We start from the raw sequence: 12,788 nt of genomic DNA, 5'->3' as shown, positions 1-12,788 counted from the left end.
TGGGCTCGCGGTGCAGATACACGGCCAGCGGCTCTATGAACATGCGCATGGGAATCAGGCCTCCAGCGCCATAAGGAGGGCGGCCACCCACGCCGGGGACACCACAGATGACAACGTCATCGTGGCCTTGCCGACCCTGAGCGTGACCGTATCGCCCACGCAGTGGGGGCTGCCCGGCTTGAGGCCGACCGGTGCTGGCAGGCCCTGGGGTGTGACCGTCACCGGCACGAAGGCCGCGGGAGGTGCGACGGGTTTACCCTCTCGCCCCCTGCGACTTGCCGAACGTCCGCGGAGCTCCAGGCTGCGCCGATAGAAGTACGTCAACCGCAGGCCATGTCGGGCACAGAAGTCGCGCGCACTCTCAGGGCTTGCCTCGTACTCGGCAAAAAGCGCTCGCCAATCCTCATGACTGCGGATCTTCGCCACTCGCCTATCTCCATCAATGTGATGGGTGGGAAGCGTAACGGGATCAGGGGAACTGCGGCAGGGTGGGGATTATGGAGCGCTTACGTAGCAATAGTGCACACGGAATGCATTCCAGGGCGCCTACCTAGACCACGCCACGGAAGGACCCTCCTCCTACTGGCAGAGCGACCACCTTGCACAAGCGGGGTGATGCGTCGCAGATAAGAGATAGGCCAGTCAGGTAACAACGGCTTAGCCATCGCACGGACAGTAACGCCACAAACAGAAGCTAGTGCGCGACGCGTGACCGGCCCACGTATTCCATTGAAGGAATACACTCCTTAGGCTACACTGCCGATATGAGCTGGGAGGTTGAGTACACCGATGAGTTTGGCGCATGGTGGGCGACCCTGTCTGAAGAGGAACAGGAGTCATTAGCCGCCACTGTACGCCTACTGGAAGAGCGAGGACCCATGTTGGGTTTTCCACACAGCAGCGGAATCAACGGGTCACGGCACAGCCATATGCGGGAACTGCGTACGCAGCACGACGGCCGTCCGCTACGGACTTTGTATGCGTTTGATCCCAGGCGATCGGCAATCTTGCTGATTGGCGGCGACAAGACCGGGGATGATCGCTGGTACGACACACACATCCCGGTCGCCGATCGACTCTACGATAGCCACCTGGAACAACTGCGAAAAGAGGGACAAAGTCATGACTAACAAATTCGCGAAACTGCGCGCACGCATGTCGCCAGAGTCTCGGGCGCGAGCCGAGGCCAAAGCGCAAACGATGCTCGCCGAGATGCCTTTAAACGAGCTACGTCAAGCACGCGGACTATCACAGAAGATGCTGGCCGAGGTGCTGCACATACAGCAACCCGCCATCGCCAAGCTGGAGAAGCGCACCGATATGTACCTCTCGACCCTGCGCAGTCACATTGAAGCTATGGGGGGGCAACTGGAGGTCATCGCGCGCTTCCCGGACGGCACCATCAAGATCAGCAATTTCTCTGATCTCGCACCCCTGCCGTCGCCATCCGCCTTAGCCGTTTCCGAGCGCTCTCCACGATAAGCGCCATTGGACCATTGGATGCCTGCTGGCAATTGTCCGCGCCAAGCCAAACGCGACCCTTGAACAACACAACACACGTTCGCATTGAATTACGGAATCCAGGTTATCGATGGTATGTGTCCGCACAATACCGAACTTACCAAGCAAGGTTTAATACCCCTTAAATAGGTCGCTCCAATCAGGTAACCCGGTCTCAGTTGGGTAAAACTTTTTCTCATCCTGTTGTGGACCGACCGTGACGGTTAGCAGGCAGCCCACCTCTTTCGCCAGCGATTCAAACTCGCTCAATTGTTTAGCTTTGCGCCTGATCTCGGCAAACTTCTGTTCGGCCTCAAGCACGGCCTCCCGATCATCGGTTCGCGCATAACGAGAAAGCGCCGCGTCCCGATAAGCGAGACCGCGCCCCTTACGAATGTAGGTCGTGCGAAACCGGTGCATGCCGTCTTTGGTGTACCACCGGCGCACCAGCCATTCAATGGAAAGATAGCGATCTTCTACCAGCCGAACACGCACACGGAGATCGCTGAACCGCGTCGACCGCCCATTAACCGTCAAGGGGTTTTTGTCTTTGTACTTGGCGACTACTGTCTGTACCTTCTTGGCTACGCCATCGGCGTCGGCTGCTAGTACTTGGCGTTGCACACTAATCCAGATTTGAAGTTGCATACTCAGGCCTCTTTTGGGTTTGTCGTGAATGCCGGATGGGCTTTCCATGACTCTATGACTTTTGGAAGTGTGACCACCACTTCCAGAATACGAAAATGCTCAATCTGACCGCCTTTCTTGAGTACTCCTAGAGTACGTTTTGTCGCACCCATTTTTGGCCTGATCTCTTATAAGAGACCATTTTTGGGTCATGATGTTGTCTGCGACCACGATTAGCATCCCAAACAATGCCCCACGATATATAGCCGCATTCGCCTTCATAGCGTCTTCTGTCAACCGCCGTCATGGGTTGCTCGAAGTTCGATGGCAAGAACACCGCTGGTTGAATTTCTGGTGCGCACATGAGCCATCGGTGATGACGGTAAATTGCTCGTAGCCGCAGGGCAACGGCTGATTTGTCGCGGCCTAAGATCAGGGGAACGAAGCGTGTTCGGGCGCGGAAATCTGTAAGGACCGCCGACGACAACAGGTAGTGGGAGCAAGAACTCGGTGTTGTTACAATGCTGAGCATTGGCCATGCTGCCTCCGCAGGATGTGGGATCAAAGGCAACGATAAAGACTTACAAGGGCACCGGCTGACCGAATGACGCCATTATTCATGCACGTTTGGTCTTTTAGTATCTTGGTAGTCCTTAAATCCACACGACCTTGCTGTGGTCAAGTCTGATCTCTTCTGTAAATCTGATCCGATATTGGCGTTCCCTTATAGATGGCGCGCCCAATACGGTGAAAGAGATGCCTCGGATGGCCACTGAGCTTAAATCAGGCCTAGATGAGACCCCACCATGATTCCCGATATAATGTGGCTACTCTCGTTCGCTGCGTGCCAGGGAGAGCGAAACGAGGGCGCGTAGTCGGCGGGACCGGCCGTGTGGCCGGCAATGGGCGTAGGTCCGGGCGGGAAGCCGCAGGCTGCCGCCCTCTTTCGCGCACCCGCAATCTCTTCCAATATGGCTTCCAACGTACTGGCAACTTGTTGTTCTTTAACGAGCTATTCCGCCTGGTTATATTGGAAGAAAGGCCCGTAAGCTGTTGAAATGACTCAAATACGCACGAGAATGGGGTTCAGGTGGTCGGAGGTTCAAATCCTCTCGCCCCGACCAATAAATACTCGATAAATCCGTCAGTTAACCAGACGACCCTTTCGATACCAAGCCCAGCCATTGATTTTTTGGTCCAATTTTGGTCCACTGAACTCATATGTGGTCCACGATAGCCGGACAGCATGGCGACAATCCAAAAGCGTGGCGATCTCCAATGGCGGGCACGCATTCGACGGCAGGGATACCCTACTCAAACCAAAACCTTCACAACCAAGGTCAGGGCGGAGGCCTGGGGTCGTCAAGTAGAAGGCGAGATGGATCGCGGTGCGTTCGCCTCTCAAGCCGAGGCGGAGGCCACGACCCTGACCGAAGCCCTCGATCGCTACGCCCGCGAAATCAGCAGTAAAAAGAAGTCTGGCAACCGCGAGATATTCACCATTCGTTGGTGGCAGGCCTCATCGTTGGCGCCACGCTTCCTGGCCTCTATACGCGGCAAAGATATTGCGGACATGCTCGCGATCAAGGAGCCGAGGGCGCCGCCCCCCATACCATCCATCTGTATCTCGCCCTCATCTCCCACTTGTTCACTGTGGCCCGCAAGCGATGGGGCATGGAGGGCTTGAGCAATCCTGCGGAACTCGTCCATAAGCCCCGTCTCCCACAAGGCCGCGACAGGCGTCTCGTTGATGACGAGCAAGCCCGCCTCTTGTCCGCAGCCCAAGCCTACGGCGGCGAGATAGGCCCCCTCATCACCTGGGCCATCGAGACCGCCATGCGCCGCGGGGAGATCGCCGCCATGCGCTGGGAGCATGTGGATCGTAAGGCGCGAGTTCTGCTTGTTCCTTTTACTAAAAACAGCACACCAAAACGGGTGCCACTGTCCACGGCGGCGCTCGGAGTCCTGGAGGGGCTCCCCAGACATTTAGACGGCAGCGTGTGGGGCATGCGCCCCGATTCGATCTCCCAGGCCTTTGAGCGGGTCTGCAAGGCCGCCGGCATCGAGGGCCTCACCTTCCATGATCTGCGCCATGAGGCCACGTCCAGGCTGTTTGAGCAGGGCTTTAATGCGATGGAGGTGGCTGCCATCACGGGACACAAGACCCTGCAGATGCTGAAGCGCTACACACACCTGCGGGCCGAGGACCTCGTCAAGCGGCTTCGATGATTGCGTACCCAGTGCGAATGACCGCCTTTTGGTGGCGCTATTCGCCGGCTCGTAACCTTTTCCGCCCTGCACAATCGTCGCATACCTTGAATGGCATACGGAGCATCATCATGCGGCGCGGCAACGATAAAGACGTGGCGGTACTCTTGGGGATCAGTGTGGACCGCCTGCAAAAGCGCATCCGGGCGGGCGAGGCCGTGCCTCCCTATATCCAAATCCCCGGGTCCCGGTCGCGCCTTTGGGATATGGACGATGTTGATGCATGGCTTCGGGAGTTCCGGCGTGTCACACCGTTGCCGTCGCCCCATTTACCACATATGCCACAACCCAAGCGCCGCCGCGGACGACCCACAAAAACCGAGGCGCGGCGCTATTCGCTCTGAATTGCGTTTTGGGCGGCTCGTGTGATGATGATTACATGATGTCGCCTCGTATCCACAACCGCCCTCTATCCATCGATCCGGGCACCTTGCCCGCAGTCCACCCGGTCCTCGCCCGTGTCTATGCCTCCCGCGTGCACGATGCGCATGAGCTCAAGCTCACCTGGGATGCCCTCCCCTCGCCTGCGCGTTTCGCCGATCTGCCCAAGGCCGCCGAGCGCCTGGCGCAGGCGGTCATGGACCGCGAACCCATCATGGTCGCTGCTGACTATGATGCGGATGGCGCCTCTGCGGGCGCGGTCCTCGTGCGGGCCCTTCGCCAATTCGGGGGCTGCGTCGATTGTATTGTCCCGGACAGACGTCTTGAGGGTTATGGGCTCACCGAGGCCTTGGCCTTGCGTATCGCAGCCATGGTCCCTCAACCGCGCTGGGTCGTAACCGTCGACAATGGCATTGTCAGTCATGCTGGTGTTGCGCGGTTGCAGGCCGACGGGATCCCCGTCATTGTCACCGACCACCACCTGCCAGCCGAGACCTTGCCGCCCGCTTATGCGGTCGTCAATCCCCGTCGCGCTGACGATACCTCGGGCGCTGTCAACCTCGCGGGGGTCGGCGTGGCGTTCCTCTTGGCCATCGCCATCCGAGAACGGTTGCTCGAGCGCGATTGGCCGGCAGCCACTCCAAGCCTCGCCCCCCTCCTTCCCTTAGTGGCTCTTGGCACCGTGGCCGACTGCGTGCCGCTCGATCGCCTCAACCGATTACTGGTCGCCCAGGGGCTCAAGATACTGAGGGCCGGCCGCGGACTGCCCGGCATTCCGGCCCTGGCGACCGTCGCCCGGCGCGAGCTCGCGACCTTGACGGCTGAGGACCTGGCATTTTCCGTGGGCCCACGCCTCAACGCCGCCGGACGCCTCGAAGACATGACGATAGGTATCCAGGCCCTCCTCGCGGAGGATGGGGCCACGGCTCGAGGCCTTGCGGAACGGCTGGATGGGATCAACCGCGAACGTCGCACCATCGAGGCGACGATGCGCGAACAGGCCGAGGCTTTGGTCCGGCGTGACTGGCCTGCGGACTTACTGCCCATCTTGTGCCTGCACGACCCCACATGGCACGAAGGCGTCGTAGGGCTTGTGGCTTCCCGGATTCGTGAGCAGTGCCATAGGCCGGCCGTAGCCTTCGCTGTAGGCGCGGACGGTCTTCTGAAAGGATCGGCGCGTTCCGTACCTGGTCTCCATATTCGTGACTGTATTGCCGATGTCGCGGCTCGCCACCCAGGTCTGGTGGTGCGCTTTGGGGGGCACGCGCAGGCGGCGGGCCTCAGCATCGCGCCCGACCGGATCCAGGATTTCACGAGCGCGCTGGAGGCGGGCGTGAGCCGATACGTGACACCGGACCTCTTTTGCGACGTGATCACGACCGACGGGATACTTGCGGCCCCCGAATGCACGCTGGAGACCGCGCATGCCTTGGAAGCGGGCGGTCCTTGGGGCCAGGGCTTCCCGGCGCCGCTCTTCGTGGGAGACTTTACGGTGACTGGCGTGCGACTCCTGTCCGAAGGCTTGCATGCCAAGCTCATCCTCGAGACGGCCGATGGCGGGATCTTCGAGGGGATTGCCTTCCAGTGCCAAGCCCACCTCGGCTGGTGTCCGGCACCCGGCCCCGTGCGGCTCGTCTACGCCCTCTCCCTCAACCGCTATCAGGGCCGCGAGTCAGTCCAGTTGGTGGTCGAACGCGTTTTTCCATCCCCCTGCCCCCTTCAGCACTAATAGGTGCTCCTCGCTCAGATTGACCTATTACGCGGCGCGTAATATGCTTGCTAAATCATGATCCGTTCCTTCCGCAAAACTCGGACCAAAGACCTCTTCAACGATGAGGACGTCCCACGATTCCGGGCCATCGAACGAGTTGCTCGACGAAAGCTCCTGTACCTGCATCAGGCGCGGCGCCTTGAGGACCTGAAAGCGCCGCCCGGCAATCGGTTGGAGGCCTTGAAAGGCGACCGCAAAGGGCAACACAGCATCCGCATTAATGATCAGTGGCGGGTATGCTTTCGTTGGCAGAACGGAGATGCCTTTGATGTGGAAATCGTGGATTATCATTAGAGGGAATGTATGACCACCAAGCGCAAGCGACTTGAGCCGATTCATCCGGGCGAAATTCTGCTCGAAGACTTTATGAAGCCCCAGAACATCAGCATCAACGGGCTGGCCCGCGACATCATCGTTCCGCCAGGCCGCATCAGCGCCATCGTCAACGGCAAGCGCGCGATCAGCGCCGACACGGCCTTGCGCCTCGGCAAGTATTTTGGTGTGGCGCCGCAGACCTGGATGGGCTTGCAGGCGGAGTACGACCTGCGTGTTGCCCAGCGCGCGATCGGCAATGAGATCGCAAAACAGGTGCGGGAACATGCGGCGGCGTAGCAAGGGGGCGACCAAGGGCTAGCCGATGCACGCGATATCTCGGCTCGCAACGTCCTCCCGTTCCCGCCCGGAACGCACCATCCTGTACCCGGGTGCGCCCGGGTCATCGCCTGATCATCTGCGCGTACGCGGCGCTGTCACGGGACGAGGCCCACGCGCACCGTCCGACGCTGGTCTATCTCGACGCCGCCAACCGTATCATCCGCACCGGTCACGACATCCCGGTGCAGGTCGCCTGAGGGTTCCGATCGCAGGATTGAAGGGGGCGCCGCGGCGTGCGAGCGTCAGGAGAGTTGCACGCCCTCGGCGCCGTGATGCTCGTCGGCGCGTAGGGCGCCCGGAAGCAGCCGGTACAGGCCCAGTTTGACCGCATCCTGAGCCACCATCCAGGCGACGTTGTAGGCCCACACCAGTCCGATCACCTCGGGCGGGATCGCGGTCATGAGCCAGCCCTGCCAGGCCATCGCGGCGGCGACGATCTGGGTGCCGATCGTGGCCGCCAGCAGTTGCCACAACGGATAGGGCGAGCGCCAGAAGCTCTGCTTGCTGCGCGTGACGAACAGCATCAGATGGCCGCCTGCCACGAGTTGCAGGAACATCAGGGTCTGCAGTTGCGGACCCGCTATGCCCAGCCAGGTGCGCCCGAGGATCATCATCAGGAAGGTCTCGGCGACCGCCACCACGCCCAGTACCGAGGATACCGTCAGGACCCGCTTCATCTGCCACCGCACCGGTTTGGGCTCCAGCCAGGTATGGTCGTAGGCGATGGTCATGATCGGGATGTCGTCGAGCAGCGCCAGGAGGATGATCAGGATCGCGGTCAGCGGATAGGAGCGCGTCACCAGCATCGCCAGCACCACGAAGACCATGATGTCGATGGTCATGGCGATGCGATAGACCGTGTAACTCATCATCCGTCCGAAGATGCGTCGCGCCTCCTCCACGGCGTGCACGATGGTGGAGAGTCCGGGCGCCGTGAGCACTAGGCTCGCCGCCGCCTGGCCTTGATCGCCGAACGACGGACGAAGAAAACGGTGAAGAAATACGCCGACTACCTCTGGGTCTTGGGGGGCGAACTCATTCGCCGCGTGCTTACCGACGAGAAAGCCCGCAAGCTCCCCGCCCGCACGCTGATCCTAAAACGCATCGATGAGACGGGTGGGCCCCTGTGGCGCCATGCGCGTGATGAACAAGAACATGCGGTTTACGACGCGGTGTGTCGGCGGTTCTATCAGTTCTTAACCGGCACTAAGAGCTAAATGACACCCACTAATTCTGCTGAAGAGCCATCTTTCTAAGGTACAAAAAACCTAAGGTACAACAAACCCCAATGTAAAAATTGCGCACCGCATGTCCTGCCCTATCACCCAGAACTGGCCAGTCCGTTTTTTTGAGGCTATAAGTCATTATCCACCTGGTCGCAAACACGCCAACACAGGCCAGCTTGGAAATACGCGCCGAACGGTATTCTGCCCATTATCATGTCTGTATACAATCTACATATTCTTGGCTCCGCGTTCTCCATATCAAGATTGGCGACTTTTACGATGTCGAGAATGTTAGCTATTTTCTATTCTCAGCGGACAATAACGGACCTACTTATTTTCCCGCGATGCCTTACTACCCTGACTGGTCTCTCCCCTCTGAACGACAGGCCGCTTCTTTACATGCCCAATAGTACATCGCACACAAAACATCCGTCAGCTATACTTCACCACCTGCTCCCGTACAACAGGTACGAGATAATATGGACAGCCCTTCTCCGCAACCAAATGATTCGTCCAGCCGTCCGCCGTTCAACTTTTCATTGCGATTCTGGATCATTGTCGTATTGACCGGTATCGGCACGGGAATTGGGGCCGGCGTACTGATGCTGATTCTCCGCACCGTGCAGCATGCTTGCTTTTCCTACCACACTGGCGATTTCCAGTCAGCCGTCGAACAAGCAACGGCCCTACGCCGAGTCGTAGTCGTGTCGCTAGCTGGAGTCATAGCAGCCCTCGGCGTCTGGATACTAAAACACACGCCGGGAGGGGCAGCCGGCGGAGTGAATAAGGCCATCTGGTTTCGCTCCGGACAGTTGGCCTGCGGGAAGACGATCGCGCAAGCCCTACTCTCGATCGTGATTGTCGCCATGGGGGCCTCTCTGGGCCGAGAAGGGGCACCGAAACAGACTGGGGCCGCCATTGCCAGCAAACTGTCCCGATGGGCAAGCTTATCGTCTGCTGAAACGCGACTCCTCGTCGCGTGCGGAGCGGGAGCGGGTATGGCAGCCGTCTATAATGTGCCGCTCGGTGGCGCACTGTTTGCGCTAGAGGTTCTGCTCGGTTCTCTAGCCCTACCGCTTATCCCTCCCGCCCTGGTTACCTCCTTTATCGCCACAGCCGTATCCTGGCTGTTCCTTTCGGCTAAGCCGACCTACCTCATTCCAACCTATGCCGTCACTAGCACCCAAATCATTTGGGCTATCCTCTTCGGGCCGATTGCGGGGTTGGCCTCAGTTGTTTTCGTGAGGCTGATCATTCGCGCAGAAAGAGCAAAACCGCGTCGTGGGATCGCCATGCTCCTCCCTGTTCTCGTTTTTATCATGCTAGGTTTAGCCTCCATCTGGTTCCCGCAGCTGCTCGGCAATGGCAAGGGTGTCACTCAGCTGACTTTGGTCGACCAGATCAGCTTGCCGCTTCTGGCGGCCCTGGTACTGTTAAAACCGTTGGCCACATTCGCGTGCCTGGGAAGCGGCGCTCCAGGGGGATTGTTCACCCCGAGCTTGACCTTTGGGGCTCTCCTCGGCGGTATGATGGGGCATCTCTGGTCAGGGTTGTGGCCCGGCGCCACACCTGGCAGTTACGCGCTCATCGGAGGTGCCGCAATCCTGGCCGCCAGCATGCAAGCCCCTCTAGCCGCTATCGTGCTGGTCTTGGAGCTCACCCACCACATCACGACGATCATGGTACCCGTCCTGGTAGCGGTCGCAGGTGCCTCGGTTACAGCGCGAATAATCGACAGCCGATCTGTCTACTCAGGCTCTCTCCATCTCATACGGCGGGCCGCCCAAGATCCATCAGACGACACAGTCCTGTGGGGGCGGCCCATTTCTAAAGATTTTACAACCATTTCTATCTCTGCCAATTACCTGGAAGTTTTGGAGCGCCTACTCCGCAACACAAATTCCCCGCGCCCACTCTATGTGTTAGACGGGAATGCTCAGCTTGCTGGGCGCATCCTACCGACCCGCGCCATTCATCCACAAGCGCTACCCACCGTACTAGTGACCGGCGCTGCAGGTGATTTCATAGAACCAGTTCAGGCGCTGAGCCCTCTTATGAGTCAAGCCGAAGTGCTTGCGCGCCTGGATATTGAACCGACTGGGGAATTACCCGTAATCGACGAGAAGAACGGCCGCTTCCTCGGACTCGTAAGACGTAAATAGATCTAACCATAGCAAACGCGAATTCGGGTTCTATCGGCATGCCACTACAACTTTTTTCGCGTAGGCCCGTAATAATGTCCGTACTTGCTCCGTCCGTATTAGGACGAACGAGAGGTGCTTACCTACCAAGCAACAACCTCTGAAGATCTACCGTTTATGGCCTGAAACGCCTACAAAAATGTGCCTCTTTAGTTTTCACACCGAAACCGGGGGTCCCTTGAACCGCGCCATAGGTCACCGACCGCGCGTTCGCTCCGTTACCGCGTGACCCCTCCCCCTCTCGTGCTTCCGACGAACCTCGGCTAGCAGCCGCTGGCGCAATTACCTCAAACTCGAATTAGCCGCTTAAGGCGCTTGGGCGGATGTTCTTTACACGGGAACTGTGGCTATGATGTCGATCGCGTTGCGGTAGTCGTCCTCTTTACATGGCGCGGCGGACCACTATTTGGCTGGCTCACAGTCGCGAAGGTCTGTGCTTTGCCACCAAGGAGCCTTGCAATGCCGATAGATTTTGTACTTTTCTTTTTTGTCGCTCTCACTTTGTTTCTGATGGCGTCCCTCACAATCATATATGAGTACCAGCGCGCCGTCGTTTTTCAGCTGGGCCGTTTTTTAAAGGTCAAGGGGCCGGGGCTGATCATTGTTATTCCGTTCTTGCAGCGTAAGGTACGAGTTGACCTGCGTACGCAAGTCCATGAGGTTCCCGCGCAAGATGCGATATCGCGCGACAACGTCTCGATTAAGGTCGACGCCGTTTTATACTTTCGCGTGTCTGATCCCGAGAAGGCCTTCATTCAAGTGGTTGATTATTACTCGGCCACCAGCAAGCTCGCGCAAACGACCATGCGATCTGTTCTCGGAAAGCATGACCTAGATGAGATGCTGGCGGAACGCGATCGTTTAAATAACGCGATCCACACAATATTAAATGATCAGGTCAAAGAGTGGGGGGTCATGGTTCTCAATGTCGAGGTCCGCGACATTCAGTTGAGCGACGACATGATTCGAGCGATCGCCAAACAGGCGGAGGCGGAACGGGATCGCCGCGCCAAGGTTATTCATGCCGAAGCCGAGCGCCAGGCGGCACAGACGTTAGTGAACGCCGCGCATATCTTATCTTCCGAAACTGGCGGCATGCAGCTCCGCTATCTTCAGACACTTGCCGAGATCGCCACCGAGAAGAACTCGACAGTCGTATTTCCGCTACCAATCGATCTCATTAAGCCCTTCCTGAAGATGGCTGGAGATTCTTCCCCATTAGACTAGTGCCGGGGCACAGGCTCTACGATACCTCTGGCGGGAGGCCCGACTCCATAGTATTGAAATACGCCACCCGGACTTTTGGTGCCTCCTATTTCTTGTCTTGGCCCCCGGATCCTCAGAATCCCGGTCCCCAGCTGATAATTGGTCCCACAATCTCCCGGCGTGCACGCCAAATGGGGATTGACCGAGAGCACACCGACAGCGCCATAATAAAAGGCACTCCGGGATTATAGATATAAATAATACTAGAAGACAGGAGTCGACCATGACAAACGTAGAGAACAGGGATCTTCGCTTGATAATGATGCTGCTTGCGGGACTCGGTGTGTGCGCAGCTGTACCCGCTTACGCAAACACGGGCCAGTATATCAATGACTCTGTCATCACTACCAAGGTAACGTCCGAGCTGATCGCTAACAAAGGCTTGGGTGCGATCCATATCGATGTTAAAACGACCAAAGGCGTGGTGTATCTGACGGGCTCTACCCGCACCAAGCAGGAGGCCAATGCTGCAGTTGGAATCGCCGCCCATGTCGCCGGCGTAAAGTCGGTTGATAACGAGATTCACATTAAGCAGTAACACGGCCGAAGGCAAATACAGACCGCGCATCTTACCGATTTTACACGAACGCGCGCTCGGTCGACGGGACGTCCGCGCGCAAATCCCCGCCACCGCTCCCTCGTTAAAACCAAAGGTTAGACGGTACGGCTTACGATACGATCTGGCGACGATCTTTAGAAAACATCGTCCTCGCTAAAGTAACTACCGCTATGTCATTCAAGACACGTGCGGTGGCGGGTACCATTCAACACCTCCGCATAGGTAACCGTGAGAATACTTTAGTGACACTCTCAACCCGCTCAAGCGGGTGAGCTTCTTACTGAATGACACGGTTCATGGGCATGCTCCAGAGAGCCCGCACACACATCCTGCGG

General features: G+C 58.2%; 13 protein-coding genes and 1 pseudogene. 11 read left to right on the top strand and 3 right to left on the bottom strand.

All coding sequences use genetic code 11. The annotated features are described in order from the left end of the window. Positions 1-54: 54 nt before the first annotated feature. Complete coding sequence (tnpA, locus tag ACYCTF_RS13000) at positions 55-426, bottom strand: IS66 family insertion sequence element accessory protein TnpA (protein ID WP_461284999.1); 372 nt, start codon at positions 424-426, stop codon at positions 55-57. A 338-nt stretch (positions 427-764) separates the two neighbouring features. Here tnpA and ACYCTF_RS12995 point away from each other — a divergent pair, with 338 nt between their 5' ends. Both ACYCTF_RS12995 and ACYCTF_RS12990 read left to right on the top strand, forming a co-directional pair. After that, positions 765-1,130 carry a type II toxin-antitoxin system RelE/ParE family toxin gene (locus ACYCTF_RS12995; RefSeq protein ID WP_461284387.1) on the top strand — a complete coding sequence of 122 codons (366 nt, stop codon included), beginning with the start codon at positions 765-767 and terminating at the stop codon, positions 1,128-1,130. Then, a complete protein-coding gene (locus ACYCTF_RS12990; protein WP_461284386.1) occupies positions 1,123-1,482 on the top strand; it encodes an XRE family transcriptional regulator in 360 nt (119 codons plus the stop codon). Before ACYCTF_RS12995 ends, ACYCTF_RS12990 begins: the two co-directional genes overlap by 8 nt. Before the next feature lie 150 nt (positions 1,483-1,632). On the opposite strand, the gene mobI is transcribed toward ACYCTF_RS12990, so the two are convergent. Beyond that, positions 1,633-2,148: a conjugative transfer protein MobI(A/C) gene (gene mobI / locus ACYCTF_RS12985; protein WP_461284385.1), complete on the bottom strand. Its 516-nt coding sequence runs from the start codon at positions 2,146-2,148 to the stop codon at positions 1,633-1,635. A gap of 1,488 nt (positions 2,149-3,636) precedes the next feature. On the opposite strand from mobI, the gene ACYCTF_RS12980 reads away from it, so the two are divergent. The 5 genes and pseudogenes from ACYCTF_RS12980 to ACYCTF_RS12960 all read left to right on the top strand — a co-directional run. Beyond that, on the top strand, positions 3,637-4,356 hold the full coding sequence (locus ACYCTF_RS12980; RefSeq protein ID WP_461284998.1) for a site-specific integrase: 720 nt from the start codon (positions 3,637-3,639) through the stop codon (positions 4,354-4,356). 418 nt (positions 4,357-4,774) lie between these two features. Next, the gene (gene recJ / locus ACYCTF_RS12975; RefSeq protein ID WP_461284290.1) at positions 4,775-6,505 is read left to right on the top strand and encodes a single-stranded-DNA-specific exonuclease RecJ; all 1,731 of its coding nucleotides are present in this window, start codon (positions 4,775-4,777) and stop codon (positions 6,503-6,505) included. Positions 6,506-6,562: 57 nt separating this feature from the next. Next, the gene (locus ACYCTF_RS12970) at positions 6,563-6,841 is read left to right on the top strand and encodes a type II toxin-antitoxin system RelE/ParE family toxin (RefSeq protein WP_461284289.1); all 279 of its coding nucleotides are present in this window, start codon (positions 6,563-6,565) and stop codon (positions 6,839-6,841) included. Between the two features lie 9 nt (positions 6,842-6,850). After that, positions 6,851-7,159 carry a HigA family addiction module antitoxin gene (locus ACYCTF_RS12965; protein ID WP_461284288.1) on the top strand — a complete coding sequence of 103 codons (309 nt, stop codon included), beginning with the start codon at positions 6,851-6,853 and terminating at the stop codon, positions 7,157-7,159. An 83-nt stretch (positions 7,160-7,242) separates the two neighbouring features. Beyond that, positions 7,243-7,398: pseudogene (locus ACYCTF_RS12960) on the top strand (aspartate 1-decarboxylase); the annotation flags it as partial. Between the two features lie 45 nt (positions 7,399-7,443). On the opposite strand, the gene ACYCTF_RS12955 reads toward ACYCTF_RS12960, so the two are convergent. Beyond that, positions 7,444-8,142 carry a hypothetical protein gene (locus ACYCTF_RS12955; protein WP_461284287.1) on the bottom strand — a complete coding sequence of 233 codons (699 nt, stop codon included), beginning with the start codon at positions 8,140-8,142 and terminating at the stop codon, positions 7,444-7,446. Positions 8,143-8,193: 51 nt separating this feature from the next. On the opposite strand from ACYCTF_RS12955, the gene ACYCTF_RS12950 reads away from it, so the two are divergent. The 4 genes from ACYCTF_RS12950 to ACYCTF_RS12935 all read left to right on the top strand — a co-directional run bounded on the left by ACYCTF_RS12950 (position 8,194) and on the right by ACYCTF_RS12935 (position 12,432). Further along, the gene (locus ACYCTF_RS12950; protein WP_461284286.1) at positions 8,194-8,418 is read left to right on the top strand and encodes a hypothetical protein; all 225 of its coding nucleotides are present in this window, start codon (positions 8,194-8,196) and stop codon (positions 8,416-8,418) included. Positions 8,419-8,906: 488 nt separating this feature from the next. Beyond that, the gene (locus ACYCTF_RS12945) at positions 8,907-10,589 is read left to right on the top strand and encodes a chloride channel protein (protein ID WP_461284285.1); all 1,683 of its coding nucleotides are present in this window, start codon (positions 8,907-8,909) and stop codon (positions 10,587-10,589) included. Between the two features lie 498 nt (positions 10,590-11,087). Then, complete coding sequence (locus tag ACYCTF_RS12940; RefSeq protein ID WP_461284284.1) at positions 11,088-11,855, top strand: slipin family protein; 768 nt, start codon at positions 11,088-11,090, stop codon at positions 11,853-11,855. Between the two features lie 262 nt (positions 11,856-12,117). Beyond that, positions 12,118-12,432, top strand: coding sequence for a BON domain-containing protein (locus ACYCTF_RS12935; protein WP_461284283.1), 315 nt, complete (start codon positions 12,118-12,120; stop codon positions 12,430-12,432). The last annotated feature ends 356 nt before the right edge of the window (positions 12,433-12,788 follow it).

The organism is Acidiferrobacter sp. (assembly GCF_054609335.1).
The sequence above is the reverse complement of the archived record's forward strand: the minus strand, read 5'-3'. Positions and strand labels throughout refer to the sequence as shown.

Bases quoted from the DNA above. Each gene is read 5' to 3' on its own strand.
- ACYCTF_RS12995 (WP_461284387.1), top strand. From the start codon at position 765: ATGAGCTGGGAGGTTGAGTACACCGATGAGTTTGGCGCATGGTGGGCG.
- ACYCTF_RS12990 (WP_461284386.1), top strand. From the start codon at position 1,123: ATGACTAACAAATTCGCGAAACTGCGCGCACGCATGTCGCCAGAGTCT.
- mobI (WP_461284385.1), bottom strand. From the start codon at position 2,148: ATGCAACTTCAAATCTGGATTAGTGTGCAACGCCAAGTACTAGCAGCC.
- recJ (WP_461284290.1), top strand. From the start codon at position 4,775: ATGATGTCGCCTCGTATCCACAACCGCCCTCTATCCATCGATCCGGGC.
- ACYCTF_RS12970 (WP_461284289.1), top strand. From the start codon at position 6,563: ATGATCCGTTCCTTCCGCAAAACTCGGACCAAAGACCTCTTCAACGAT.
- ACYCTF_RS12965 (WP_461284288.1), top strand. From the start codon at position 6,851: ATGACCACCAAGCGCAAGCGACTTGAGCCGATTCATCCGGGCGAAATT.
- ACYCTF_RS12945 (WP_461284285.1), top strand. From the start codon at position 8,907: ATGGACAGCCCTTCTCCGCAACCAAATGATTCGTCCAGCCGTCCGCCG.
- ACYCTF_RS12940 (WP_461284284.1), top strand. From the start codon at position 11,088: ATGCCGATAGATTTTGTACTTTTCTTTTTTGTCGCTCTCACTTTGTTT.
- ACYCTF_RS12935 (WP_461284283.1), top strand. From the start codon at position 12,118: ATGACAAACGTAGAGAACAGGGATCTTCGCTTGATAATGATGCTGCTT.